Source organism: Thermobifida alba (assembly GCF_023208015.1).
In the GTDB taxonomy this organism is placed as follows: Bacteria; Actinomycetota; Actinomycetes; order Streptosporangiales; family Streptosporangiaceae; genus Thermobifida; species Thermobifida alba.
Map to the genome: position 1 here is coordinate 2,172,243 of NZ_CP051627.1, position 23,721 is coordinate 2,195,963.

The window sequence follows — 23,721 nt, forward strand, 5'->3', positions numbered from 1 at the left end:
ATGGGTCAGAATGGGGGGAGACCCGCGATTGGAGGACACATCGCCATGGATCCCGTGAGTCTGGTGGTCGGCGCGATGCTCGCCCTGGGAGGGGTGCTGGTCGGACGTCTCCTGCCCAACCGGCGTGCCCGTGTGGACTCGCCCCAGCCCGCTCTCAACCAGGCTCCGCGCACCCCCCAGCCGATCTGCGGGTGCGGCCACCACCTGGTCTTCCACGACCAGAAGACCAAGACCTGCCAGGCCCAGGTGGTGATTCCGGGGCGGTGGACCGGGGAGCGCAGCCACACCTACCGGCAGTGCATGTGCCAGGGGTACCGGGGTCCGGTTCCGGTGGACGAGTACTACGTGCCCGACATCATCGACGGCGAGTGAGCGCCGCGTCCCGTCGGCCCGGTCGCCGCTGTCGAGTCGGACCGCTTCGGCGCGGGCGCCCCGGGACACCGCCGCGTGGACGGCGCGGGCCACCCGGCCGCCCCAGCGGGAGCGGACCCCTCCGAAGGGCTCCCGTTCCTCTTCCGGGGTGTCGGCGACGAGCGCGGCCACGCAGACCGCGTCGGAGGCCGTTCCGGTGCAGGCGTACCCGTTCTCCAGCAGGGCCTGGACCTTGGCTTCGGTGGCGGTGGCGACCAGGTTGACCAGGGCCGCGTCCGACATCGGCGCGGGGACCGCGACCACGGTGTTGATCGTGCCGGGGCGGCCGTCGTCCACGGGCAGGCGTGCCTCGTCGAGCGCGGGGTCGGCCGCCGCCCAGGTGGGGCGGCCCAGTCCGACGGTGACCAGGGCTTCGGCTCCCTGGTCTGCGGCGAAGCACGCTCCGCTCACGTCGGCCGCGGTGAGCAGGCCCACGCCCGTGCCGGCCGCGCCGAAGCGGGCGGCGAGTTCGGCGAGGTGCCGTGCCGGGTCGGTGCGCCGGTAGTCGCCGTCGACCTGGGCGTTGATGACGTAGTCGCGCGCTCCGAGTCCGCCGCCCAGGACCCCGGAGGCCGCCATCCGCCATCCGGGGCCGGGCTGCCACAGCACGGCGGCCAGGTTCCGGCCGTCCTCGCGGCGCCACCGCAGCCGCGCCGTGAGGAACGTGCCGCCGACGACCGTCTCCGCGTCCACTCCGCTCCTTACGTCTCGGTTCCGCGGGGTCACTCTAGTGACGGCCGCCGCGCGGCTGTTCCGGCGGAGGCCGGGAACAGGGAAGACGCGACTCTGGGTGGTCACCCTCTCACGGTTCGCCAGATTCTCTCTTTACAGGGGGTTTACACCGCACTTCCAGAGCGTTACCCTCCTGCTGGGAGCGCTCCCGTGACCCAGGCCACAGGCGCCCCCCCGGGGCGAGCCCCCACCACCCCGGGGATGCGTCCACCGATGTCCAGCCACAGGTGTGGGAGCGCTCCCATGCCAATGGTTCCGGCGAGAGAGGAGATCACCGGAGAACCGGTGCCACCGGTTTTCCCGTCCCCCACCTCAACACGGCGCCGCCGAGCGAAGGCGACACCGTCCCGAAGCCCGCGGCATTCACCTTCCACATACCGAAATTCTCGTGACGACGCGGTCCCGCAGCGCGGCCTCGCCGGTTCTCGGCGTGCCGAAGACCGGTACGGCGGCCCAGGGACCGGGAAACCCGGAGGTTGTTTCCGACCATGAGATCATTACTGTCTCCCCGGCGCCGGCGCACGCTGGCCTCGGGGGCGCTCGCGGCGGCGATGGCCGCCGCCGTGCTCTCCCCCGGCGTCGCCCACGCGGCCGTCGCCTGCTCCGTGAACTACGACGCCTCCAACGACTGGGGCAGCGGGTTCGTCGCCGAGGTCACGGTGGTCAACGAGGGCAGCGACCCCATCCCGAACTGGACGGTGGGCTGGACCTTCCCCGGCAACCAGCAGATCACCAACGGCTGGAACGGCACGTTCAACCAGAGCGGCGCCAACGTCACCGTGACCCACCCCGCCTGGAACACCACCATCGCTCCGGGCAGCAGCGCCTCCTTCGGGTTCCAGGGCACCTACAGCGGCTCCAACGAGGCCCCGCAGAGCTTCACCGTCAACGGTGTCACCTGCAACGGCGCGGAACCCGCCAACCTGCCGCCCGAGGTCACCCTGACCGCCCCGGCGAACAACTCGACCTTCCTGGTCAACGAACCGATCGAGTTGACCGCCACCGCCTCCGACCCCGACGGTTCCATCGACCGGGTGGAGTTCGCCGCCGGCAACACCGTGCTCGGCTCCGACACGACCTCCCCCTACAGCTTCACCTGGAACAACGCCGCCGCCGGCTCCTACTCGGTGACCGCGATCGCCTACGACGACGACGGGGCGCACACCGTCTCCTCCCCCGTCGCCGTGCGGGTGCTGGACTCGGCCGCCGTGATCGCCTCCCCGGGCACCGTCCGGGTGCCCCAGGGCGGGACCGCCGAGTTCGAGGTGCGCCTGTCCAACCAGCCCTCGGGCAACGTCACGGCCACCGTGGCGCGCACCTCCGGCAGCTCCGACCTGACCGTCTCCGGCGGCTCCTCGCTCCAGTTCACCACCAGCAACTGGGACGACCCGCAGACGGTGACGATCTCCTCCGCCGACAACGGCGGCAGCCTGGGCGAGGCGGTCTTCACCGTCAGCGCCCCGGGCCACGACCCCGCCGAGGTGACGGTCCGCGAGATCGACCCGAACACCAGCTCCTACGACCAGGCCTTCCTGGAGCAGTACGAGAAGATCAAGGACCCCTCCAGCGGCTACTTCCGCGAGTTCAACGGGCTCCTGGTCCCCTACCACTCGGTGGAGACCATGATCGTCGAGGCTCCCGACCACGGCCACCAGACCACCTCCGAGGCGTTCAGCTACTACCTGTGGCTGGAGGCCTACTACGGTCGGGTCACCGGTGACTGGGGACCGCTGCACGACGCCTGGGAGTCAATGGAGACCTTCATCATCCCCGGCACCGCCGACCAGCCCACCAACAGCGCCTACGACCCGAACTCCCCGGCGACCTACATTCCCGAGCAGCCGAACTCGGACGGCTACCCGTCGGCGCTCAACAACGGGGTCCCGGTCGGCCAGGACCCGATCGCCAACGAGCTGCGCAGCACCTACGGCACCGACGAGGTCTACGGCATGCACTGGCTGCTGGACGTGGACAACGTCTACGGCTTCGGGTTCTGCGGCGACGGCACCGACGACGCCCCCGCCTACATCAACACCTACCAGCGCGGCTCGCGCGAGTCGGTGTGGGAGACCATCCCGCACCCCTCGTGCGACGACTTCACGCACGGCGGCCCCAACGGCTACCTGGACCTGTTCACCGACGACCAGGGCTACGCCGAGCAGTGGCGCTACACCAACGCCCCCGACGCCGACGCGCGCGCCGTCCAGGTGATGTTCTGGGCGCACCAGTGGGCCGAGGAGCAGGGCAAGGAGACCGAGATCGCGGGCCTGCTGGACAAGGCGTCCATGATGGGCGACTACCTGCGGTACGCGATGTTCGACAAGTACTTCAAGAAGATCGGCAACTGCGTCGGCGCGTCCTCCTGCGCGGCCGGCAGCGGCAAGAACAGCGCGCACTACCTGCTGTCCTGGTACTACTCCTGGGGCGGCTCGCTCGACCCCGACTCCCCGTGGGCCTGGCGCATCGGCTCCAGCGCCTCCCACCAGGGCTACCAGAACGTGCTCGCCGCCTACGCCCTGTCGCAGGTGCCCGAGCTGCAGCCCGCCTCTCCCACCGGCGTCGACGACTGGGAGACCAGCTTCGACCGCCAGCTGGAGTTCCTCCAGTGGCTGCAGTCCGCCGAGGGCGGTATCGCCGGTGGCGCCACCAACAGCTGGAAGGGCGACTACAGCTCCCCACCGGCCGGCCTGCCGCAGTTCTACGGCCTGTACTACGACTGGCAGCCGGTGTGGAACGACCCGCCGTCCAACAACTGGTTCGGCTTCCAGGTGTGGAACATGGAGCGCGTCGCCCAGCTCTACCAGGTGACCGGCGACTCCCGTGCCGAGGCCATCCTCGACAAGTGGGTGCCGTGGGCCATCGCCCACACCGACGTGGACGCCGCCGGTGGCGGCCAGGACTTCCGGGTCCCCTCCGACCTGCAGTGGACGGGCCAGCCCGACACCTGGACCGGCACCTACACCGGCAACCCGAACCTGCACGTCGATGTCGTCTCGTACAGCCAGGACGTCGGCGTGGCCGCGGCCCTGGCCAAGACCCTGCTGTACTACGCCGAGCGCTCGGGCGACGCCGACGCCCTGGCCACCGGTGAGGGTCTGCTCGACGCCCTGCTCGCGCACCGGGACAGCATCGGCATCGCCACTCCCGAGCAGCCGAGCTGGGACCGCCTGGACGACCCGTGGGACGGTTCGGAGGGCCTGTACGTGCCTCCGGGCTGGTCCGGCACCATGCCCAACGGCGACGTCATCGAGCCGGGCGCGACCTTCCTGTCCATCCGGTCGTTCTACTACAACGACCCGCTGTGGCCGCAGATCGAAGCGCACCTGAACGACCCGCAGAACGTTGACCCCCCGATCGTGGAGCGTCACCGCTTCTGGTCGCAGGTGGAGATCGCCACGGCGTTCGCCGCCCACGACGAACTGTTCGGGTCTCCCTGAGCCTGACCGGTCCGTCCCCTGATCGGCGGTCCGCGGTGGCGCAGTGCTCCCCCGCCGCGGACCGCCCTCCACTCCGGGGCCGTCCCGCGCAGCCGCGCGGGGCGGCCCCTGCCCCGTCCGGGCCCCTCAGTCGGTGACCCGGCTCTCCTCGACCTGGTCGACCAGGTCGGCGTAGTCGGGGTGGCCTTCGATCCACTTCCTGACGAAGGGGCACACCGGCAGCACCCGCACGCCCCGGGCGCGCACGTCGTCCAGCGCCCCCCGGACCAGGCGGCCGCCCACCCCCCTGCCCTTGTACGAGGGGTCCACCTCGGTGTGGGTGAAGACGACCAGCCCGTCGGTGGTGGTCCGGTAGTGGGCGTAACCGGCGACCTCCCCACCGTCGACCCGGATCTCGTACCGCCCCCGCTCGGGGGCGTCGGTCACCTCGGCGTCCATGGACTCTCCTTCCCCGGAGGCCGCGCCACCGCGGCCGCCCTCTCCGGCAACACCGGGCAGGGTGGTCCCCTTCCCCGCGACGGTCCGGGCACTCGTCCGCGCGCGGCGGCCCCGCGTGCGCGGCGGCCCTAGCATGGTGAGCGGTCCCGGTCGCGGGGCGACTGCCGAGGCGAGGAGGAACGATGGGCGACGACCGCGCGGCACGGCGGCCCCCCGTGCGTGCCGTGTCACCAGAGGTGCTGGACGAGGCCGTGCGCGTGCTGCGCGGCGGCGGACTCGTCGCCTTTCCCACCGAGACCGTCTACGGACTGGGCGCCGACGCCGCGAATCCGGACGCGGTGGCGCGTGTCTTCGCCGCCAAGGGGCGTCCCGCCGACCACCCCCTGATCGTGCACGTGGCCTCGGCCTCGGCCGCCCGCGCCTGGGCCGCGTCCTTTCCCGGGGCCGCCCGGGCGCTGGCGGACGCCTTCTGGCCCGGACCGCTGACCCTCGTCCTGCCCCGGTCCGACCGGGTGCCCGACGCGGTGACCGGCGGACGCCCCACGGTGGGGCTGCGCGTGCCCGACCAGCCGGTCGCGCGGGCCCTGCTGGAGCGGTTCGGCGGCGGGATCGCCGCGCCCTCCGCCAACCGGTTCGGCCGGGTCAGCCCCACCACGGCCGCGCACGTCGCCGCCGACCTGGGCGGGCGGGTCGACCTGGTGGTGGACGGCGGGCCGTGCGCGGTCGGCGTGGAGTCGACCATCGTCGAGGTCGACGGCGACCGCCTCGCGGTGCTGCGCACCGGCGCCGTCACCGCCGCCGACGTCGCCGCCGTGACCGGACTGCCCGTGGCCGCCTCCCCCGCCGGCCCGGCCCGCGCGCCGGGCATGCTCGCCGCACACTACGCCCCCAGCGCCCGGGTGGTGCTGGCCGAGGCCCCCGACGCCGCCGAGACGGTCGCGCGGTGGGTCGAGAAGGGCCACCGGGTGGCCGTGCTCGCCGAGACGCTGCCCGAGGGCCTGCCCCCGGGGGTGGTGGCGCTGCCTCCGGTGGCTTCGGCCCGCGACTACGCCCGGGTGCTGTACCAGCGGCTGCGCGACGTCGACGCGGCGGGCGCCGACGTGGTCGTCGCGGTGCCCCCCGAGCCGGCGGGGATCGGTCTGGCGGTCCGCGACCGCCTGCTGCGCGCCTCCCGGTCGCACTGACCCACCCCTGCTGAACAGGGATTTTTCCTGAAATACCGGCTTGTCGCCGGAGTCGGTTTTTGCGATCGTGGAAGGTGAGAGCGTATCGGCACGTTGGGGGGAGGGCCGATGAGAGCTCAGATCGGAGACCGACTGGTCATCGAACGCCCGCGGGACAGCCTGCCCTCCCGAGAGGGAGTGGTGGTCGAGATCCGGGGCGCGGACGGAGCACCACCGTACCGAGTACGGTGGCTCGACGACGGGCACGAGACCCTGGTCTACCCGGGTCCGGACGCCCACGTCGTACCCGCCGTGCCGGGCCGGGGGGAGGACAGCGGCACGAGCGGGCTGCCTCCCCCGCACACCACGAAGCGGATGAACGTCGACATCGTGGTGTCGGAGGAGAACGAGGACGGTTCCGTGCGGACCCTGGCCGAGGCCGAGCTGTCCGCCGACGAGTGGGCGAACCTGCGCGGCCACGGCATGGCGCGCAAGCATCCCGCCGACGTCGACGTCCCCGAGATCGGGGACGAGTTGGCGGTGTCGCGCGCGCTGTCCGACCTGGCCCGCAAACTGCGCCAGGTGGCGGCCGACGACATCGTCGACCACACCGGCACGCCCTGGCAGCCCACCTGACGGGACGTGACGGTGCCGAGGGCCCCGGCAGCGGCCTTCCCGCCGCTGCCGGGGCCCTCGGCGGTCCTCGGGGCCGGTACCGAAGCCCGGGACGGGGTCAGCGTCCGGTGGTGCCGTCGATCAGTTCGCGGAGGATGTCGGCGTGCCCCGCGTGGCGGCCGGTCTCCTCGATCATGTGGACGAGTGCCCAGCGGACGCTGGGAGCGGGGCGTCCCGGCAGCGGCCGGTTCCGGGGAAGCGGCGCGGCCGGGTCGGTGCACCCGTCGAGGACGTCGTTGGCGCGCGCGACCGCCCTGCGGTAGCGGGCGACGACGTCGGCCACACCGTCCTCGGGCGCGGCGTGGAAGGTCGCCGACCAGTCGGCGACGGCCTCGCCGAGGAACACCGACCGCTCCACGAAGGCCAGGTGGTGGAGCAGGCCGAGCAGGTTCGTGCCCGACGGCACCCCGGCCGTGCGGACCTGCGGCTCGGGCGCGTCCTCGACCTTCGCGGCGATCGAGGCCCGCAGGTAGTCGAGGAATCCGCGCAGCACGTCGATCTCGCCGCCCCCGGTCCGGGGCGGCGGTGTGTCGCCGCGGCGGATGCGGCGCGGTGCGGTGGACACGGTGTCCTCCTTCACAGGACGAGCCGCCGGGGTCAGGCGGCGCGGCGGATGAGCAGCACGTGGTCGGTGACCTCGGCGGTACGCCCGCCCGGACCGGTCGCGGTCCGGCGGGACGCCTCGGCCCGCTCGACCGTCCACTCCGCCGGGTCCAGACCGATCCCCGCGGCGACCTCGTGCGGGGTCGGGTAGCGGACGCCGGGGTCCTGGTTCCACGACCACGGCGCGGTCGAACCGTGGTCGACCACCAGCAGCCGCCCGTTCGGGCGCAGCGCGTGCGCGGCCCGGCGCAGGACGCCCGCCCGGTCCAGTGCCACGGGGGTGTGGAGGTAGTGGGCGCTGACCAGGTCGAACCGGCCCCGCGGGAAGGATGCCGCCAGGTCGTGCCGCTCGGTGGTCACCAGGTCGGCCAGGCCGTGGCCGCGGGCCAGGGCGGCGAGCCGCCCGACCGCCACGGCCGAGACGTCGACGGCGGTGACGCGCCACCCCCGGCGGGCGAGCCACAGCGCGTCGCCGCCGGCGCCGCAGCCGAGGTCCAGCGCACGGCCGGGCGGCAGGCCGGTGACGGTCTCGGTGAGTCGGAGGTTCGGTTTCGGGTCGGCAGCGGCCGGTCGGGCCGCGTGGACGCCGTCCCAGAACGCGGCCGCATCGGTGGTGTTCATCGGGCCTCCTCGGGTCGGGATGCGCCCAGTCTCCCCGCCTCCGCTGCCCCTGGCACGCAATCTTGCGGTTGTGGCAAGCTGGTCGCGTGGATCGCGAAACGGAAGACGTCCTCGACGCGGTGGGGCCGCGCCTGCGCGCCCTGCGCCGCGCCCGCAGCCTCACCCTCGCGGACCTGGCGGCGACGACCGGGGTGTCGGAGAGCACCCTGTCGCGCCTGGAGAGCGGCCGGCGCCGGGCGACCCTGGAGCTGCTGCTGCCGCTGGCCCGCACCTACGGCGTCCCGTTGGACGACCTCGTCGGCGCCCCCCACACGGGTGATCCCCGCATCCACCTGAAACCGATCCGGCGGTCCGGGATGGTGTTCGTTCCGCTGTCCCGACGGCCGGGCGGTACGCAGGCGTTCAAGATGATCATTCCGGCCCGCCCGGAACCGCTCGAACCGGACCCGAAGACGCACGAGGGCTCCGAATGGCTGTACGTGCTCAACGGTCGCCTGCGGCTGGTGCTCGGGGAGCGCGACCTGACCCTGTCTCCCGGGGAGGTCGCCGAGTTCGACACGTCCCTGCCGCACTGGTTGGGCAGCGCCGACGGCGGCGCGGTCGAACTGCTCATCCTGTTCGACCCGCAGGGGGTGCGCGCGCACGTGCGCACCGGCCCGGGGGCCGGGTCCCCGCCTCGGCGGACGGCGGAGGACAGCGTCCGCTGACCGCGGGCCGTGTCTCCGGAGGCGCCGGTGAGGCGGTCCGCCCTCGCCAGGAGACCGGCCTCCTCCCGCACTTCGCGGACGCCGCCCTCGGGGGTGGGCGCGAGAGGACTCGAACCTCCGACCGCCCGCTTGCAAGGCGAGGACATCAATGGTTCGAGCAGCGATCTGCCTGGACTGGTGAGGGCCGGCGTCCGGTCTTTCGGAAGAAAGCACAGTTAGTTGTCAATCTCGAACCAGGTTTCTCGGCCGTGCCATCCATTGCGGCTGCCCCAGCGGTCGGCGAGAGCGTCGACGATGAAGAGCCCTCGGCCGTGTTCGTCGTCGGCTCCGGGTTCGGTCACGTAGAGGGTTTCTTGGCGGCTTCCGCTGTCGTGGACGGTGATGCGGACCACTTCGGTGTAGGTGCGCTCCACGACGACGAGGAAGCCGCCGTCCTGCTGGCCGGAGCGGGTGTGTTCGATGGCGTTGGTGGCCAGTTCGCTGGTGAGCAGGATCGCGTCGTCCTGGCGGGGGCGATCGGGAAGTTCCTCGGAGACGAAGCGGCGGACTTCGCTGATGGACTCGGGGCGGCCGGGGAACCAGCGGGCTCGGGCCGGCGGCGTCGGCTGGAGGGGGTGGGCAGCGTGCAGGCTCATCGCGATGCGACCTCTCGTCGGACAGCCCATAGCCAGCACGAACTGCGGGGCTAGTACTTAAGGTACGGCTACGGTACAAAAAGTAACTGTTACTTGGAATGTGTTTGCCGCACGATGAGTACGGACAGCGAAACGTGTAGAGCCGACTGAGGGAGTCGCCGTGTTCGGTCTGGTGGTCAAGTTCGTCCTGAAAGACGAAGCCAGCGCGCAGGGGTTCGACGCGCTTGTGGCCGAGACGCTGCCCAAGATCCGTCAGAGTGAACCGGGGACCCTGGTCTATGCGGTGCACGAGGTGGACGGTGAGCCGCTGCAGCGGGTCTTCTACGAGCTGTACGCCGACCGGACGGCCTTCGAGGCCCACGAGGAGCAGCCGCACGTGCGACGCTTCCTCCAGGAGCGCGGCCGGTACCTGGAGTCCTTCTCGGTGGACTTCCTGAGCCTGCGGGATGCCAAGGGTGTGACGGGGTGAGTACGGAGTACCAGAAAGCGCTGGGGCGCAAGATCGCCCAGTACCGGCGCAGGCGGGGCCTGTCGCAACGGGAGTTCGCCGGTCTGATCAACCGCTCCGAGGCCTGGGTCTCCCAGGTGGAACGCGGGGTGCGCAAGGTCGACCGGATGTCGGTGCTGGAAGCCGTGGCCGAGGTGTTGGAGGTGCCGCTTGCGGATCTGGCGGCCGAGGCGCCCATCGTCGCGGCCACGGTCGAAGAGGCACCGGGCAGCACTCGGCTGCGCCTGGTGCTCAGTGCCGCGCACGCCCTGAATGCACTGCTCGGCCAGAAGCAACCGGCTGACCCTGCGGAGTTGCGGCCTCGTGCAGAGCAGGCGTGGAAACTGACGCACGAGGGTCGCTACCTGGAGTTGACGGACCTGCTGGAATCCCTGGTGCCGCAACTGGAGGCAGCGGCACGGTCGGTGGACCACGGGCAGCGCGCGGAGTGTTTCCGACTGCTGGCCTCGGTCTACCAGGCGTGTTCGTCGGCGCTGAGCAAACTGGGCGAGTTCTCGGCGGCCTGGATCGCCGCTGACCGGGCGATCGTCGCGGCGGAGCGGGCTGACGACCCGCTGCTGATGGCGGCTGGTGAGTTCCGGTTGTGCCTGACCTTCCAGGGGGCCAAGCACTTCAACCAGGTCGAGACGGTGGCGCGCACCTCGGTGGAGGCGCTGTCCTCTCTGGCCTCCGACGGCCGTCCGGAGGTGCTGTCGCTGCTGGGGGCGCTGACCCTGCAACGGGCGATCGCTGCCGCCCGCAGCAACGACGCGACCGCCGCGTACAAGCACATCGCCTCGGCTCGGTCGCTGGCCGAACGGCTCGGCGCGGACCGCAACGACTTCAACACCGAGTTCGGTCCGACCAACGTGGGTCTTCATGAGGTGTCAGCCGCGGTGGACCTGGGCGATGCCGGAGTGGCGCTGCGTGCGGCGGCGACGGTGGACGCCTCGGGCCTGTCGGCGGAGCGGCGGGGACGGTTCCTCATCGACGTGGCACGCGCCCACCTCCAGCGGCGCAACCTCGACGAGGCCGTGGAAACACTGGAACAGGCCGAAACGATCACTCCTGAGCAGGTACGCAGTCATCCCCTGGCACGTCAGGCGATCGGGGACCTGCTGACCATCCAGGCCCCGGCCAGTCCTGCACTCCAGGGGCTGGCTCGGAGAGCGGGCGTACTCTGAGTACACGCTGGTCCTCAAAGCACCGGACAACAGAAACCGAAAACGCCCGGGACCGCGGCCGGTCCCGGGCGTTTTCGGCTGTTCGTCGAGGGTGGGCGCGAGAGGACTCGAACCTCCGACCGCCCGCTTGTAAGGCGGGTGCTCTGACCAACTGAGCTACACGCCCGCGCACCTGGGGACCTGCCCGGCTCGGGCCTGTCCCGCAGGGAGATAGTACCGGTTCGGGCGGGTCAACGTCGCACGCGTGGGCCGGCCAGGCCGCTCAGGACCCGCGACAGCGCCTGCTCCACCTCGTTGATGAGGGCCGCGTCCGCCCGGGACGGCTCGGCCGGGGCGGTCTGCGGACGGACCTCGCCGCAGCTGTGGCACTCGATCTCCCCGAGACGGGAGATGAGGAAGGTGGAGCGGCACCGTCCACAGCGGTCCAGGTCCGCCTTCCAGTCCTGACTGACGAGACAGTCCGGGCAGATCAGCACCTGGCGTTCCCGCCGCACCCCGCGCTTCCACAGCTCACCACCGCACGCGGGGTCCTTCGGACGCGCCCCGCACAGGCAGCAGGGCATGAGGTCTCCTTCGGGTCGGTCTCAGTCGAGTTCGACAAACGCCTTGCGGTAGTCGTCCAGATCGCGGCCCCGGGAGACCGGGTTGACGATCCTCCAGCGCACCACGCCCTCGGTGTCGACCAGGAAGCTGCCGCGCAGCGCCACCCCCCTGGTGTCGTCGAACACCCCGTAGGCCTGGGCGACCGCGCCGTGCGGCCAGAAGTCCGACAGCAGCGGGAAGTCCACCCCCTCCTGGTCGGCCCAGACGCGGTGGGTGAACATGGAGTCCACCGAGATTCCCAGCAGCTGGACGCCGTGTTCGGTGAACTCGTCCGCGTGGTCGCGGAGCTGCCGCAGCTCGCCGTCGCAGATTCCGGAGAAGGCCAGCGGATAGAACACCACGGCCACCCTCCTGCGTCCCCGGAAGTCCGACAGCCGCACCGTCTGGCCGTGCTGGTCGGCGAGCTCGAAGTCGGGGGCGTGACGGCCAACCTCGATCGGCATGGGTCCTCGATTCCTGTTCCGGTCGCGTGCCGCCCCGGCGAGGGGCGGCACGCGACCCTCATCCGGGCTCCGACGTCCGCGGCGTCGACGGAGAGGCGCGTGGGCTCGTCAGCGCTGTCCCTTGGGGAGGACGAGGCGGGTCCCCGACCAGTCGGGGCCGGCGCTCACCGCGCTGGTCTGCGACAGCCCCGCGGTCGTCGCGGCCTCCGCGACGTCGCTGGGTGAGACGTGCCCCTCCCTGCCGGCCTTGGGGGTCAGCACGAGGATGGTGCCACCGCCCTCGATGGTCGCGGACACGTCCACGAGCACGTCGGTGAGGTCGTCCTCCTCATCGGCGCGCCACCACAGCAGTGCCGCGTCCACGACGTCGGGGTAGTCCTCGTCCACCAGCTCACTGCCGGTCGCTTCGGCGATCGACCGGCGCAGCTGCTCGTCCACGTCGTCGTCGAATCCGAACTCCTGCACCACCTGACCCGGTTTGAACCCGAGTCGTTCGGCCAGGCTGCGTTCACGCTGCGCCTGGCCCGCGGTCGCGCTCACGAAAAGTCCTCCTCCGTTTCGATGTTGCCCGTCTGTCACGGGCACGGCCGCGACTGGTCCCGTTTCCGGGGCGATCCCGCCGTTGCTGGCTAAGTTCACACGTTGCGTGCCTCGTTCGTCAACGCGTGCTCGTTCGTGTGCTCTGCTTCTACCATCCTGCCCCGTCAGTCTGACTCGTCAAGAACGACAGCCGCACCCGGCGGTCGGGATTGTCGACGTTCAGATCGACGACGGCGACAGACTGCCATGTCCCCAGGGCGAGTTTCCCCGAAACCACGGGAACGGTGGCGTAGGGGGCGATGAGGGCGGGCATGACGTGTGAGCGGCCGTGGCCGGGCGATCCGTGCCGGTGCCGCCAACGGTCGTCCGCGGGCAGGAGGTCGTCCAGACTGGCGAGGAGGTCCTCGTCGGAACGGGAGCCCAGCTCCATGACCGCCACCCCGGCCGTGGAGTGCGGGACGAACACGTTCAGCAGCCCGTCACCCCCTGTCTCCGCGACGAACTCGGCACACTGCGGGGTGATGTCGACAACGCTCTCCGTCCCCCCGGTGCGCAGTTCGAGCAATGTGGTCCGCATGCGGCAACGGTTACCCAGGTTCGAACCGGTTGGAACCTCGTTTCCAGCGGCCGCTCGGGAAGCGGGAGGTGCAGAAGTCCTTCCCGGGGACTGGCCCGCCCCCGGGAAAAGAGACCATACTCACGCCAGCGGCCGTGGACGGCCGCGGACGACAGACGGCGGGAGAGACGGTGGGAAACGGACTGCGGCTCGGCCCGGTGCTGCGCCACGTGACCGAGACGAGCGCCACGATCTGGGTGGAGACCAACGCCCCCGGCAGGGTCACGGTCACCGCCGGGGACCTGTCGGCGAGCGCCGACACGTTCGAGGTGCACGGGCACCACTACGCCCTGTGCGACCTCACCGGTCTGCTCCCGGGCCGGGCCGTGGAGTACCGGGTGAGCGTGGACGGCACGCCCGTGTGGCCGGAGGCCGGCTCGCCGCACCCCCCGAGCCTGCTGCGGACCCCGGACCCCTCGGCTCCGCAGCGGCTGCTGTTCGGCTCCTGCCGTACCCCCACCGACCACGGCCCGGTCGCGGTGGCCCGGTACGGGACGGACGTCCTGCGCGCCTACGCACTGCGGCTGGCCGAGTCCCGCCGCGCCGCGGACGGCGCGGCGGAGGAACCCACCGCGCTGCTGCTCATCGGCGACCAGGTGTACGCCGACGAGATCCAGCAGCCCATGCGCGAGTACCTGGCGGCACGGCGCGCCCGCACCTCCGCGGACTCCCTCCGCCCGCCCGACGACGAGGTCGTGTTCTTCGACGAGTACGCGGAGCTGTACCGGCTGTCGTGGAGCGACCCGGACGTGCGGTGGCTGCTGTCCACGGTGCCCACGCTGATGCTCTTCGACGACCACGACATCCGGGACGACTGGAACACCTCGGGCACCTGGCGGCGTGAGATCGCCGAGAATCCGTGGTGGCGGCACCGCATCACCTCCGGGCTGGGGTCCTACTGGGTGTACCAGCACGCGGGGAACCTCTCCCCCGCCCAGCGCGCGGCCGACCCGGTGTGGCGGGCGCTGCGCGACGGCGGCGGGGCCGCGCTGGACGAGTTCGCGTGGCGGGCGCACACCGACCCCTCCTCCTACCGGTGGAGCCACTCCCACACCTTCGGCCGCAGCCGGGTGCTCATGGTGGACACCCGGTGCGGCCGGGACGTCGCCGACGACCGCGCGCGCTCCATCCTCGGCCCCGTGGGCGAGCGCTGGCTGGACGAGTCCCTGACCGGGGACGTGGACCACCTGGTGGTGGCCAGCACCCTGCCGTTCCTGCTGCCGAAGGGCGTCCACTACCTGGAGGCGTGGAACGAGGCGGTGTGCGCGGGAGCGTGGGGAGGGTGGCTGCGCGGCCCCGGCGAGCGGCTGCGCCAGGTGCTGGACCTGGAACACTGGGCGGCGTTCCAGCGCTCCTTCGCCTCGGTGGCCGAAGCGGTGCTGGAGGTCGCCGGCGGCGCACGCGGCGCGGCCCCGGCGAGCGTGCTGTTCCTCGGCGGGGACGTGCACTTCTCCTACCTGGCGCGGGCGCGGCCCCGCGGCCGCGCCACGGACACGGTGATCGCGCAGCTGGTCTGCTCGCCCCTGTGCAACTGGCTGCCGCCCGCGATGCGCCGCATGACGTGGCTGTCCGCCCGCGCCGTCGCCGGCCTGTGCTGCCGCGTGCTGGCCGCCCTGGCCGGGGTGCGCGCCCCGGCCCTGGACTGGCGTCTCGACGACGGCCCCTGGTACGACAACGCCCTGGCCACTCTGGTCCTGGACGGCCGGTCCGCCGCGGTGCGCTGGGAGCACTCCCCGGTGGCGCGCACCGCCCTGCTCTCGGCGGCCCGCTCCAGGACCCGTCCCCCGGTCCGCGAACTGGCCGCGCACCGCCTCACCCGGGGGTGAGGGGACCGGGCGGGGTCACCCCGCCCGGCGGAACCGCAGCCGGGTGCCCGGACGGGCCTGGGCGGCCCAGCGCAGGTCGGCGGAGACCACCACGGCGATCACCGGGTAGCCGCCGGTGACGGGATGGTCGGCGAGGAAGAGCACCGGGTCGCCGTCGTGCGGGACCTGCAGCGCGCCGGGGACCATGCCCTCGCTGGGCAGTTCTCCGGCGCGGGCCCGCGGCAGCGGCGGTCCCAGCAGTCGCGCGCCGACCCGGTCGGCGCGGTCGCTGACCACGTAGACGCTATTCAGCAGGGTGTGCACGGCGTCGGCGGTGAACCAGTCGTCGCGCGGTCCCAGCACCACGCGCAGGTCGACCTCCCCCGCCGGGAACGCGGCGTCCGGGGCGAGGTCGACCACCGGCAGCTCCGGCGGCGGTTCGCCCACCGCGAGCACGCTGCCCGGGACGACCCTGGCGGGGCCCAGCCCGGCGAGGGTGTCGGTGCTGCGCGAGCCCAGCACCGGGGGCACGTCGAGGCCGCCGCGCACCGCCAGGTAGCCGCGCAGTCCGTGCTCGGGCGTCCCCATGCGCAGTTCGGAGCCCTCACCCAGGTGCAGGACGCTGTTCATCGCGGCGGCGCGGCCGTCGACGCGAAGGGGCGCCGGCGCCCCGGTGACCGCCACGGTCACCTCGCCGCGGGCGCGAAGCCGCAGCCCGCCGAGGGTCACCTCCAGGGCGGCGGCGCCGGGCGGGTTGGCCACCAGCCGGTTGGCCAGCGCGTAGGAGACGGTGTCGGCCGCTCCCGAACGCCCCACCCCGTACCGGGCGTGGCCGAAACGGCCCGCGTCCTGCACCGTGGTGAGGACCCCGGTCTCCAGCACCTCCAGTGCCGCCATCGGCTCCGCTCCTCCTCGTCCCCGCGTCCCTGCGCTCTCACACCGGGACGAACCTGACCCGCACGCCCGGGCGCAGCAGTCCCGGCGGGTCGCGGTCCAGGTCCCAGACCGCGGTGTCGGTGCGGCCCAGCAACTGCCAGCCCCCCGGCGAGCTCCGCGGGTAGATGCCGGTGAAACCGCCCGCCAGGGCCACCGACCCGGCGGGCACCCGGGTCCGCGACTCGGCCCGGCGCGGCACGTGCAGCCGCGGGTCGTCGCCCACGAGGTAGCCGAACCCGGGCGCGAAGCCGCAGAAGGCCACGGTCCAGGTGGCCGCGGAGTGCGCGGCCACGACCTCGGTCTCGCTCAGCCCGGTGGCCGCCGCGATGTCGGACAGGTCCGCGCCGTCGTAGCACACCGGGATCTCCACCTCCCCGGCCGGACGCGTCGCCGCGGACCGCAGCGGCAGCTCCCGCACGGCCGCGGCGATCCGGGCCGGATCGTGGCCGGGCGCCAGCCGCAGCAGCACGGTGCGTGCGGCGGGGACGACCTCCTCGACCCCCGGCAGCGGCTCCGCGGTCAGCGCGGCGTGCACCGTCATGGCCTCGTCGAGGCCGCCGACCTCGACGAGCAGTCCGGCGTCGCCGCACTCCAGGATGCGCACCACCGCCCGCCCCCGTCATCCGCCGCGGCGGGCGAACGCCGCGAGGCTCACCCCCGCGGCGCTCAGCCGCCGCGCCACCTGCTCGGCGACGCGCACCGCGCCGGGGGTGTCGCCGTGGACGCACAGGGAGTCGGCGGCGATGCGCACCGGGGTCCCGTCGATCGCGGGAATGGGGTCGCCGCCCGCGATACGCAGGCAGCGTTCGGCGATCTCGTCCGGGTCGTGCAGGACCGCTCCCGGTTGGCGGCGCGGCACCAGGGTGCCCTCGGGGGTGTAGGCGCGGTCGGCGAACGCCTCGTGGACCACCCGCAGGCCCGCCTGTTCGGCCAGTTTCAGCCAGACCGACCCGGGAAGCCCCAGGACGGCCAGGTCAGGGTCGTAGAGGCGGACCGCTTCGACGACCGCGCGGGCCTGCTCCTCGTGGTGGACGATCGCGTTGTACAGCGCCCCGTGCGGCTTGACGTAGCGGACCCGGTCCCCGGCGACGCGCGCCAGCGCGTCCAGTGCGCCGATCTGGTAGATGACGTCGTTGGTCAGCTCCTCCGGGGCCACCTCGATGAACCGCCGTCCGAAGCCGACGAGGTCGCGGTAGCCGACCTGGGCGCCGATGACGACGCCGCGGAGGGCGGCCCGTTCACAGACGCGGCGCAGCACGAGGGGGTCGCCGGCGTGGAAGCCGCAGGCGACGTTGGCGCTGGTGACCACGGCCAGCAGGGCCTCGTCGTCGCCGAGTTCCCAGCGGCCGAAACCCTCGCCGAGGTCGGAGTTGAGGTCGATGCGCATCGGTGTTCCTGTCCGTGGGTCCCGTCGGCGGGGCGCCGGAGCCGGCGTGCCGGGGACCGCTTCCCGGGAAGGGGTTATTTCTGCGGGTTGTTCTTCGTCCTCTGACGCTGCTCGTCGCGGCGGCCGCGGGTTCTGGGCCGGGTGTTGGACCGCAGCCGCATCAGCTGCACCTGCAGGGGAAGCTGCGCCGCGGAGTCGGCCCCGGTCTTCTTCGCGGCGGTCCTGGGACCGGCGGTGAACCCGGGGACCACCGCCTCGACCGGGGTCATGGGGACGCGCGGCGGGGCCAGCCGGTCGGGCACTCCGGGGAGGGCGGGGGCCTCCTCGGCCTCGGCGGTCTCCTCGTCCGCCTCCCGCTGCGCGGTCCGGCCGGCTCCGTCCAGGGGCCGCGGCGCGCGTTCCGCGGCCCGGCGGGCGCGCCGCCGGTCGAGCAGCCAGGTGATCAGCGGCCACTCCACCCTGGCGGGCTGGGCCAGCGCCGCCCACAGATACGCTCTGGCGCCCCACGCCTCCATCGCCCGCCGGGCCCGCGAGACGGTGAAGTAGCCGGGCAGGGCCAGCAGCAGCTGCGGCCAGGCCAGCAGGAGGGCGATGGTGTAGGGGAAGAGGCCGCCGCCGGTGATCGACGCCGCCGCGCCCATCACGACGGGCGTCATCGCCAGGCCGATGCGCAGCCCGGTGATCTGGCGGAAGCGGTGCAGGGAACGGCGTACCGAGACCTCGGGCGGGACCCCCGCGGGCAGCGGCGTGGGCTGGGCGATGCACGCCAGGAGCAGCGCCCCGACAGCGACCGACGCGGACAGCAGGATCGTCCACCCGGGGGCCGACCACCGGCCGTCCAGCGCCAGCGCGAGCAGCCCCAGCAGCAGGAGCGGGAGCGGGACGTAGAACAGGACCTGTCTGCGGATCTGGCCTGCGGCTGTGGGTTCCTGGACGTATTCCACGACGCGGGTGCGAAGCCGTTTCACCACGGATGTCGTCACTACTCCCCCTTACACGCGTTGACCGTCCACCAACCGGTTGACACGCCCCTGAAAGGCAGGGCCGGAGAACCGTGACCGCAGTACTGAAGAGAGGCGGATCCGCCTTCCCGGGGATCCCCCGTTCACGTTATCCGGTTTTCTGCGCCCTGTGGCTGTGTTCCTCCTCCTCCCTCACCGCGCCGGAATCCCCGTCCCGTCCGGCTCTGCCGTCGTCCCGGGAACGCGGGAGGGGTGCAGCGGGTTCCCGCGCGGGCTCAGGCGGCGTCGGCCAGCCGTCCCAGCGTCAGCGCGATGCGCAGCACGAACGAGCCGCGTCCGTCCGAGGGGACGTAACCGGTGAGTTCGGCGACCCTGCTGAGCCGGTAGCGCACGGTGTTGGGGTGGACGAACAGCATCCGCGCGGTGGACTCCAGGGACGAGGCGTGCTCCAGGTAGACCGAGAGGGTGTCCAGCAGCGGGGTCCCGGCGTCGCGCAGGGGCTGGTACACCTCCTCGACCAGGAGTCGTCGGGCGCTCTGGTCGCCGTCCAGCGCCCGTTCGGGCAGCAGGTCCTCGGCGGCGACCGGGCGGGGTGCGTCCGGCCAGCCGGGGGCGGCGCGCAGACCGTCCACCGCGGCGCGGGCCGACCGGCTGGCGGCGCGCAGGTCGCCCACCGGCGGTCCCACCACGACCGCTCCGGGGCCGAACAGTCCCGCGAGGGGAGCGGCCGCGGCCATCGGGTCGGGGGCGGCCTTCTCGTTGACGCCCACCACGACCACCACCCGCTCGCCCTGCACCCCGGCGAGCACGTCGTGCCCGGACCGGCGGGCGCGGGAGCGCAGGTCCGCCAGGACCTCCTCGGCGTCCTGGTCGCCCAGGAGCCCGGCGATCGCGATCACCGGCGTGCGCGACCAGCCCAGCGACGCGCCCCAGGTCTGCAGTCCCTCCTCGCGGTCCCCGTGCAGCAGCGCGTCCACGATGAGCGCCTCCAGGCGGGCGTCCCAGGCCCCCCTGGCCTCGGCGGCCCGGGCGTAGACGCGGGCGGTGCTGAAGGCCACCTCCCTGCTGTAGCGGAGCATCGCCTCGCGCAGCTGCTGTTCGCCACCGGGCGCGGCCAGTTCGGGGACCCGGCTCTCCACGACGTCGATGACGACCCGCACCATCTCCACCGTCTGCTGCAACGACACCGAGCGGGTCAGCTCCCGCGGCGCGGTGCCGAAGACCTCCACGGCGATGGCCGGGCGGCCCCGGTTGGGGTTTTTGAACCAGTCGACGAAGGCGGCCACCCCCGACTGGGCGACCAGTCCCACCCAGGAGCGGTCCTCCGCGGACATGGAGCGGAACCACGACAGCCGCTCCTCCATCCGGGCCACCGCGGCCGTGCCCAGGGCTCCCATGGCGCGTTCCAGGCGGAGCACGGTCTCGGCGCGTACGGCGTCGTCGTCGGTCGGGGGCGCGTCAGGGGAATCGGTCGTCATCCTCCTAGGGTGGCACCTTGGGACGCAACGGCCGTACGGCGGGGCCCGTGCTCCGGCCCCGGTACGTCCGGGGCGGTGGCGCGGAGCGCCCGACTCTCGGGATAAGCCCTCGGGTTTGTGAGCGTTTCACAAAAAGCCGACGGTGAAGTTCGTGCCTGTCCCTATCAAGCTGGTGATGTTCTACAGGGCAAGGTGGATGCTGTGCTTGCAATCGTCGCCCCGGGCCAAGGAGCCCAGGTCCCCGGTTTCCTCTCCGCGTGGCTTGAACTCCCCGGCATGGCGGAGCGGTTCGCCGAGTGGTCGGAGGTGGTCGGCCTCGACCTCGTCCGCTACGGCACCACCGCCGACGCCGAGGAGATCCGTGACACAGCGGTGGCCCAGCCGCTGCTGGTGAGCGCGGGCATCGCGGCGAGCCTCGCCCTCTTCGGCGACCTCGACTCCGCCGCCGCGTCGGCCGACGCGGTCGCCGGGCACAGCGTCGGCGAGTTCACCGCCGCCGCGGTCGCCGGGGTGCTCACCCCCCGTGACGCCCTGGCGCTGGTCGCGGAGCGGGGCCGGGGCATGGCCGAGGCCTCCGCGGTCACGCCCACCGGCATGACCGCGGTGCTGGGCGGGGATCGCGACGAGGTGCTCGCCGCGATCAGGGCGGCGGGGCTGACTCCCGCCAACGACAACGGCTCGGGGCAGATCGTGGCCGCCGGAACCGTCGAGCAGTTGGAGGCGTTCGCCGCCGCTCCTCCGGCCCGGGCCCGGCTGCGCCCGCTGTCGGTGGCCGGCGCTTTCCACACCCACCACATGGCCCCGGCGGTGAAGCGGGTCGACGCGCTGGCGGCGACGGTGACCGCGGCCGACCCGCGCACCCGGCTGCTGTCCAACCGCGACGGCGCGGTCGTGGCCTCCGGGGCGGAGTACCTGTCCCGCCTGGTGTCGCAGATCAGCTCCCCGGTCCGGTGGGACTCCTGCACCGCCACACTCGCCGACCTCGGCGTCACCGCGCTGATCGAACTGCCTCCCGCGGGCACCCTGACCGGTCTGGCCAGGCGCGCGCTGCGCGGTGTCGAACTGCTCGCGGTCAAGTCTCCCGAGGACCTGGACCGGGCGCGCGCACTCATCGCGGAGCACTCGGGCGCGGCCTCCGCAGATCTGGAAGGGCAAGTGTGATGAAGACCTCCCCCTCCCTCCCCGGAGCGCGCGTCGTCGCCTTCGGCGAGTACCAGCCCGCCAACGTCGTCACCAACGACGACCTGGCCGCCCGCGTGGACACCTCCGACGAGTGGATCCGCAGCCGCGTGGGCATCGCCGAGCGCCGCATCGCCTCCCCGGGGGAGAGCGTCACCGACATGGCGGTGGCCGCCGGCGGGAAGGCGCTGGCCGCCAGCGGGCTGACCCCCGACGACATCGACCTGGTGATCGTGGCGACCTGCACGCAGCGCGACCAGATCCCCAACACCTCGGCGAGCGTGGCCGCGCGCCTGGGCATCCCCGCTCCGGGGGCCTTCGACGTCAACGCGGCCTGCGCGGGCTTCTGCTACGCCCTGGGCCTGGCCAACGACGCGGTGCGCGGCGGCTCGGCGCGCAACGCGCTGGTGATCGGCGCGGAGAAGCTCTCCGACTGGCTCGACTGGGACGACCGCTCCACCTGTGTGATCTTCGCCGACGGCGCGGGCGCCGTGGTGGTGTCGGCCTCGGAGGAACCGGGCATCGGCCCCGTGGTGTGGGGCAGCTCCGGCGACCGGGCCGACAAGATCTACCTGCGCGACCACAAGTACATCTACCAGGAGGGCCAGACGGTCTTCCGGTGGACCACCACCGAGCTGTACCCGGTGGCGCTGGAGGCCCTGGAGCGGGCGGGGGTAGCCCCCGAGGAGCTGACCGCCTTCGTCCCGCACCAGGCGAACCTGCGCATCGTGGAGTCCATCGCCCGTAAGCTGGGCGCGCCTCAGGCGCTCATCGCACGCGATATCGTCACCGCGGGGAACACCTCGTCGGCTTCCATTCCGCTTGCGCTGTCGCGCATGATCGGACGCGGCGAACTCCCTTCGGGAAGTACCGTGCTCACCCTGGGTTTCGGAGCCGGTCTCACGTATGCGGCACAGGTGCTGCGTCTTCCCTGACGCCGTACCCGGTTCCGTTCGCAGCACATCGAAGCCGTCGGGCGAACCCGCCTCACGGCAGCAGAGAACGTAAGGAGAAACCTGACATGGCTCACTCGGAGAAGGAGATCCTGGACGGTCTCGCCGAGATCATCGACGAGATCGCCGGTGTCCCCGCGGCCGAGGTCACCCCGGAGAAGAGCTTCGTGGACGACCTCGACATCGACTCGCTGTCGATGGTCGAGATCGCCGTCGCCGCGCAGGACAAGTTCGGCGTGGAGATCCCCGACGACCAGCTCAAGGACCTCAAGACGGTCCAGGACGTCATCACCTACATCCAGAAGTAGCGACGCCGTCCCGCCCGCCGGCGCCGCAGCCGTCGGCGGGCACGCCTCCTCCAGTCCGGGAAGCGCCCCGGGCGGCCCGCGCGCCGCGGGAACCACGGCGCACCGACCATCCCGACGAGAAGGGCGATCGACCATGAGTAACCGCGAAGTCGTCGTCACCGGCCTTGGAGCCAGCAGCCCTCTGGGAGGTGACGTCGCCACGACCTGGTCGGCGCTGCTCGAAGGTCGATCCGGTATCACCTCCCTGCCCGAGGAGTGGCACGAGAAGCTCCCCGTGCACTTCGCGGGCCTCCTCGCCGAGGAGCCTTCGGAGAAGCTGGAACGCCACCGGCTGCGCCGTCTGGACCGGACCCAGCAGCTGGCACTGATCACCGCGAAGGAGGCGTGGGCCGACGCGGGCTCCCCCGAGGTGGACCCGCTGCGCCTGGGCACCGTCGTGTCCAGCGGCATCGGCGGCATCCTGACCACCCTCAACCAGTACGACACCTTCCGGGAGAAGGGCTGGAAGCGGGTCTCGCCGTTCACGGTGCCGATGCTCATGCCCAACAGCCCGGCCGCCGCGGTGGCCCTGGAGTTCACCGCCCGCGCGGGCTCCCACGCCTCGGTGAGCGCCTGTGCGTCCAGTGCCGAGGCCATCGCCGACGGCATCAACCTGATCCGCTCAGGCCGCGCCGACGTGGTGATCGCGGGTGGCTGCGAGGCGGCGATCCACCCGCTGAACATCGCCGCGTTCGCCGCGATGCGCGCGCTGTCGACCCGCAACGACGACCCGCAGGGCGCCTCCCGCCCGTTCGACGTCAACCGGGACGGTTTCGTCATGGGTGAGGGCGCGGGGATGCTGGTCCTGGAGTCGGCCGAGCACGCCGCCGCGCGCGGCGCCCGGGTCTACGCGGTGGCCGCCGGCACCGGGTACACCTGCGACGCCTACGACATGGTGCAGCCCGACCCGGTGGGTGCGGGTGCGGCCCGCGCCATCTCCGCCGCGATCGCCGACGCGGGGCTGCGCCCCTCCGACATCGCGCACATCAACGCGCACGCCACGTCCACCCCCGCGGGCGACGTGCCCGAGACGGTGGCGATACGCACCGCGCTGGGCGACTCGGCCGCCGACGCGGTCGCGGTCACCTCCACCAAGTCCATGACCGGCCACCTGCTGGGCGGCGCCGGCGCGCTGGAGTCCATCGCGACTGTGCTGGCCCTGCACCACGGGGTGGTCCCCGCCACCATCAACGTCGAGGAACTCGACCCCGGGGTCGTGGTCGACGTGGTCGTGGACAAGCCGCGGGAGCTGCCCGCCGACGCGGTCGCCGCGCTCAACGACTCCTTCGGTTTCGGCGGCCACAACGTCGCCCTCGTGTTCCGCCGGCCCTGACCGGTTCCGGCCGCGTGTCCGTCCGCTCCGCCGCGCGGCGGACGCG

General features: G+C 72.6%; 25 protein-coding genes, 1 tRNA gene and 1 pseudogene. 12 read left to right on the forward strand and 15 right to left on the reverse strand.

Annotated elements, in window-relative coordinates; genetic code table 11:
• Positions 1-45 precede the first annotated feature (45 nt).
• The gene (locus FOF52_RS09570) at positions 46-372 is read left to right on the forward strand and encodes a hypothetical protein (RefSeq protein WP_248593473.1); all 327 of its coding nucleotides are present in this window, start codon (positions 46-48) and stop codon (positions 370-372) included.
• A gap of 126 nt (positions 373-498) precedes the next feature.
• Here the strand turns inward: FOF52_RS09570 and FOF52_RS09575 are convergent.
• Positions 499-990 (reverse strand): annotated as a pseudogene (locus FOF52_RS09575) (adenosylcobinamide amidohydrolase); the annotation flags it as partial.
• A 641-nt stretch (positions 991-1,631) separates the two neighbouring features.
• Here FOF52_RS09575 and FOF52_RS09580 point away from each other — a divergent pair.
• Complete coding sequence (locus FOF52_RS09580) at positions 1,632-4,580, forward strand: glycoside hydrolase family 48 protein (RefSeq protein ID WP_248593474.1); 2,949 nt, start codon at positions 1,632-1,634, stop codon at positions 4,578-4,580.
• 126 nt (positions 4,581-4,706) lie between these two features.
• On the opposite strand, the gene FOF52_RS09585 is transcribed toward FOF52_RS09580, so the two are convergent.
• Positions 4,707-5,018 carry a GNAT family N-acetyltransferase gene (locus FOF52_RS09585; protein ID WP_248593475.1) on the reverse strand — a complete coding sequence of 104 codons (312 nt, stop codon included), beginning with the start codon at positions 5,016-5,018 and terminating at the stop codon, positions 4,707-4,709.
• A 182-nt stretch (positions 5,019-5,200) separates the two neighbouring features.
• On the opposite strand from FOF52_RS09585, the gene FOF52_RS09590 reads away from it, so the two are divergent.
• Both FOF52_RS09590 and FOF52_RS09595 read left to right on the forward strand, forming a co-directional pair.
• On the forward strand, positions 5,201-6,202 hold the full coding sequence (locus tag FOF52_RS09590; RefSeq protein ID WP_248593476.1) for an L-threonylcarbamoyladenylate synthase: 1,002 nt from the start codon (positions 5,201-5,203) through the stop codon (positions 6,200-6,202).
• Positions 6,203-6,310: 108 nt separating this feature from the next.
• On the forward strand, positions 6,311-6,817 hold the full coding sequence (locus FOF52_RS09595) for a DUF1918 domain-containing protein (protein WP_248593477.1): 507 nt from the start codon (positions 6,311-6,313) through the stop codon (positions 6,815-6,817).
• 97 nt (positions 6,818-6,914) lie between these two features.
• Here FOF52_RS09595 and FOF52_RS09600 read toward each other — a convergent pair whose 3' ends face one another.
• On the reverse strand, positions 6,915-7,421 hold the full coding sequence (locus FOF52_RS09600; protein ID WP_068754788.1) for a DinB family protein: 507 nt from the start codon (positions 7,419-7,421) through the stop codon (positions 6,915-6,917).
• A 32-nt stretch (positions 7,422-7,453) separates the two neighbouring features.
• The gene (locus tag FOF52_RS09605) at positions 7,454-8,080 is read right to left on the reverse strand and encodes a class I SAM-dependent methyltransferase (protein WP_248593478.1); all 627 of its coding nucleotides are present in this window, start codon (positions 8,078-8,080) and stop codon (positions 7,454-7,456) included.
• 86 nt (positions 8,081-8,166) lie between these two features.
• Between FOF52_RS09605 and FOF52_RS09610 the strand changes: the two genes are divergently transcribed.
• Positions 8,167-8,787 carry a helix-turn-helix domain-containing protein gene (locus FOF52_RS09610; RefSeq protein ID WP_248593479.1) on the forward strand — a complete coding sequence of 207 codons (621 nt, stop codon included), beginning with the start codon at positions 8,167-8,169 and terminating at the stop codon, positions 8,785-8,787.
• Positions 8,788-9,002: 215 nt separating this feature from the next.
• On the opposite strand, the gene FOF52_RS09615 is transcribed toward FOF52_RS09610, so the two are convergent.
• Positions 9,003-9,422: an ATP-binding protein gene (locus FOF52_RS09615; RefSeq protein ID WP_248593480.1), complete on the reverse strand. Its 420-nt coding sequence runs from the start codon at positions 9,420-9,422 to the stop codon at positions 9,003-9,005.
• 160 nt (positions 9,423-9,582) lie between these two features.
• On the opposite strand from FOF52_RS09615, the gene FOF52_RS09620 reads away from it, so the two are divergent.
• Both FOF52_RS09620 and FOF52_RS09625 read left to right on the forward strand, forming a co-directional pair.
• On the forward strand, positions 9,583-9,891 hold the full coding sequence (locus FOF52_RS09620; protein ID WP_248593481.1) for a putative quinol monooxygenase: 309 nt from the start codon (positions 9,583-9,585) through the stop codon (positions 9,889-9,891).
• Positions 9,888-11,093: a helix-turn-helix domain-containing protein gene (locus FOF52_RS09625; protein WP_248593482.1), complete on the forward strand. Its 1,206-nt coding sequence runs from the start codon at positions 9,888-9,890 to the stop codon at positions 11,091-11,093. The genes FOF52_RS09620 and FOF52_RS09625 overlap by 4 nt, the downstream gene beginning before the upstream one ends.
• Before the next feature lie 92 nt (positions 11,094-11,185).
• Here the strand turns inward: FOF52_RS09625 and FOF52_RS09630 are convergent.
• The 5 genes from FOF52_RS09630 to FOF52_RS09650 form a co-directional block, all read right to left on the reverse strand.
• Positions 11,186-11,259 (reverse strand) — tRNA-Val (locus tag FOF52_RS09630).
• A gap of 64 nt (positions 11,260-11,323) precedes the next feature.
• Positions 11,324-11,656, reverse strand: coding sequence for a hypothetical protein (locus FOF52_RS09635; RefSeq protein ID WP_248593483.1), 333 nt, complete (start codon positions 11,654-11,656; stop codon positions 11,324-11,326).
• A gap of 21 nt (positions 11,657-11,677) precedes the next feature.
• Complete coding sequence (locus tag FOF52_RS09640) at positions 11,678-12,139, reverse strand: peroxiredoxin (protein WP_248593484.1); 462 nt, start codon at positions 12,137-12,139, stop codon at positions 11,678-11,680.
• A 108-nt stretch (positions 12,140-12,247) separates the two neighbouring features.
• A complete protein-coding gene (locus FOF52_RS09645) occupies positions 12,248-12,679 on the reverse strand; it encodes a DUF3052 domain-containing protein (RefSeq protein ID WP_248593485.1) in 432 nt (143 codons plus the stop codon).
• Positions 12,680-12,827: 148 nt separating this feature from the next.
• Positions 12,828-13,256, reverse strand: a complete 429-nt coding sequence (locus FOF52_RS09650; RefSeq protein WP_248593486.1) for a secondary thiamine-phosphate synthase enzyme YjbQ — start codon at positions 13,254-13,256, stop codon at positions 12,828-12,830.
• A 170-nt stretch (positions 13,257-13,426) separates the two neighbouring features.
• On the opposite strand from FOF52_RS09650, the gene FOF52_RS09655 reads away from it, so the two are divergent.
• Positions 13,427-15,121 (forward strand): alkaline phosphatase D family protein, encoded by a 1,695-nt coding sequence (locus tag FOF52_RS09655; RefSeq protein ID WP_248593487.1) that lies wholly within the window; start codon positions 13,427-13,429, stop codon positions 15,119-15,121.
• A gap of 15 nt (positions 15,122-15,136) precedes the next feature.
• Here the strand turns inward: FOF52_RS09655 and FOF52_RS09660 are convergent, their stop codons facing one another.
• The 5 genes from FOF52_RS09660 to FOF52_RS09680 all read right to left on the reverse strand — a co-directional run bounded on the left by FOF52_RS09660 (position 15,137) and on the right by FOF52_RS09680 (position 19,863).
• Positions 15,137-15,997: a 5-oxoprolinase subunit C family protein gene (locus FOF52_RS09660; protein ID WP_248593488.1), complete on the reverse strand. Its 861-nt coding sequence runs from the start codon at positions 15,995-15,997 to the stop codon at positions 15,137-15,139.
• Between the two features lie 37 nt (positions 15,998-16,034).
• Positions 16,035-16,640, reverse strand: coding sequence for a 5-oxoprolinase subunit B family protein (locus tag FOF52_RS09665; protein ID WP_248593809.1), 606 nt, complete (start codon positions 16,638-16,640; stop codon positions 16,035-16,037).
• A gap of 15 nt (positions 16,641-16,655) precedes the next feature.
• A complete protein-coding gene (locus FOF52_RS09670) occupies positions 16,656-17,423 on the reverse strand; it encodes a LamB/YcsF family protein (protein ID WP_248593489.1) in 768 nt (255 codons plus the stop codon).
• A gap of 74 nt (positions 17,424-17,497) precedes the next feature.
• A complete protein-coding gene (locus FOF52_RS09675; RefSeq protein ID WP_248593490.1) occupies positions 17,498-18,406 on the reverse strand; it encodes a hypothetical protein in 909 nt (302 codons plus the stop codon).
• A 254-nt stretch (positions 18,407-18,660) separates the two neighbouring features.
• A complete protein-coding gene (locus tag FOF52_RS09680) occupies positions 18,661-19,863 on the reverse strand; it encodes a PucR family transcriptional regulator (RefSeq protein ID WP_248593491.1) in 1,203 nt (400 codons plus the stop codon).
• A 276-nt stretch (positions 19,864-20,139) separates the two neighbouring features.
• On the opposite strand from FOF52_RS09680, the gene FOF52_RS09685 reads away from it, so the two are divergent.
• From FOF52_RS09685 to fabF, 4 genes are all read left to right on the forward strand, one after another.
• Entirely contained in the window at positions 20,140-21,024 is an 885-nt protein-coding gene (locus tag FOF52_RS09685) for an ACP S-malonyltransferase (RefSeq protein WP_425583794.1), read from the forward strand.
• Positions 21,024-21,977, forward strand: coding sequence for a beta-ketoacyl-ACP synthase III (locus tag FOF52_RS09690; RefSeq protein WP_248593493.1), 954 nt, complete (start codon positions 21,024-21,026; stop codon positions 21,975-21,977). The genes FOF52_RS09685 and FOF52_RS09690 overlap by 1 nt, the downstream gene beginning before the upstream one ends.
• An 86-nt stretch (positions 21,978-22,063) precedes the next feature.
• The gene (locus FOF52_RS09695; RefSeq protein ID WP_248593494.1) at positions 22,064-22,303 is read left to right on the forward strand and encodes an acyl carrier protein; all 240 of its coding nucleotides are present in this window, start codon (positions 22,064-22,066) and stop codon (positions 22,301-22,303) included.
• Positions 22,304-22,436: 133 nt separating this feature from the next.
• Entirely contained in the window at positions 22,437-23,675 is a 1,239-nt protein-coding gene (gene fabF / locus FOF52_RS09700) for a beta-ketoacyl-ACP synthase II (protein WP_248593495.1), read from the forward strand.
• The last annotated feature ends 46 nt before the right edge of the window (positions 23,676-23,721 follow it).

Excerpts from the sequence above, each read along its gene's own strand:
- FOF52_RS09650 (WP_248593486.1), bottom strand. The coding sequence starts at position 13,256 with ATGCGGACCACATTGCTCGAACTGCGCACCGGGGGGACGGAGAGCGTT.
- FOF52_RS09640 (WP_248593484.1), bottom strand. The coding sequence starts at position 12,139 with ATGCCGATCGAGGTTGGCCGTCACGCCCCCGACTTCGAGCTCGCCGAC.
- FOF52_RS09595 (WP_248593477.1), top strand. The coding sequence starts at position 6,311 with ATGAGAGCTCAGATCGGAGACCGACTGGTCATCGAACGCCCGCGGGAC.
- fabF (WP_248593495.1), top strand. The coding sequence starts at position 22,437 with ATGAGTAACCGCGAAGTCGTCGTCACCGGCCTTGGAGCCAGCAGCCCT.
- FOF52_RS09570 (WP_248593473.1), top strand. The coding sequence starts at position 46 with ATGGATCCCGTGAGTCTGGTGGTCGGCGCGATGCTCGCCCTGGGAGGG.
- FOF52_RS09680 (WP_248593491.1), bottom strand. The coding sequence starts at position 19,863 with ATGACGACCGATTCCCCTGACGCGCCCCCGACCGACGACGACGCCGTA.
- FOF52_RS09590 (WP_248593476.1), top strand. The coding sequence starts at position 5,201 with ATGGGCGACGACCGCGCGGCACGGCGGCCCCCCGTGCGTGCCGTGTCA.
- FOF52_RS09685 (WP_425583794.1), top strand. The coding sequence starts at position 20,140 with ATGGCGGAGCGGTTCGCCGAGTGGTCGGAGGTGGTCGGCCTCGACCTC.
- FOF52_RS09670 (WP_248593489.1), bottom strand. The coding sequence starts at position 17,423 with ATGCGCATCGACCTCAACTCCGACCTCGGCGAGGGTTTCGGCCGCTGG.
- FOF52_RS09660 (WP_248593488.1), bottom strand. The coding sequence starts at position 15,997 with ATGGCGGCACTGGAGGTGCTGGAGACCGGGGTCCTCACCACGGTGCAG.
- FOF52_RS09605 (WP_248593478.1), bottom strand. The coding sequence starts at position 8,080 with ATGAACACCACCGATGCGGCCGCGTTCTGGGACGGCGTCCACGCGGCC.
- FOF52_RS09580 (WP_248593474.1), top strand. The coding sequence starts at position 1,632 with ATGAGATCATTACTGTCTCCCCGGCGCCGGCGCACGCTGGCCTCGGGG.
- FOF52_RS09635 (WP_248593483.1), bottom strand. The coding sequence starts at position 11,656 with ATGCCCTGCTGCCTGTGCGGGGCGCGTCCGAAGGACCCCGCGTGCGGT.
- FOF52_RS09695 (WP_248593494.1), top strand. The coding sequence starts at position 22,064 with ATGGCTCACTCGGAGAAGGAGATCCTGGACGGTCTCGCCGAGATCATC.
- FOF52_RS09690 (WP_248593493.1), top strand. The coding sequence starts at position 21,024 with ATGAAGACCTCCCCCTCCCTCCCCGGAGCGCGCGTCGTCGCCTTCGGC.
- FOF52_RS09585 (WP_248593475.1), bottom strand. The coding sequence starts at position 5,018 with ATGGACGCCGAGGTGACCGACGCCCCCGAGCGGGGGCGGTACGAGATC.
- FOF52_RS09615 (WP_248593480.1), bottom strand. The coding sequence starts at position 9,422 with ATGAGCCTGCACGCTGCCCACCCCCTCCAGCCGACGCCGCCGGCCCGA.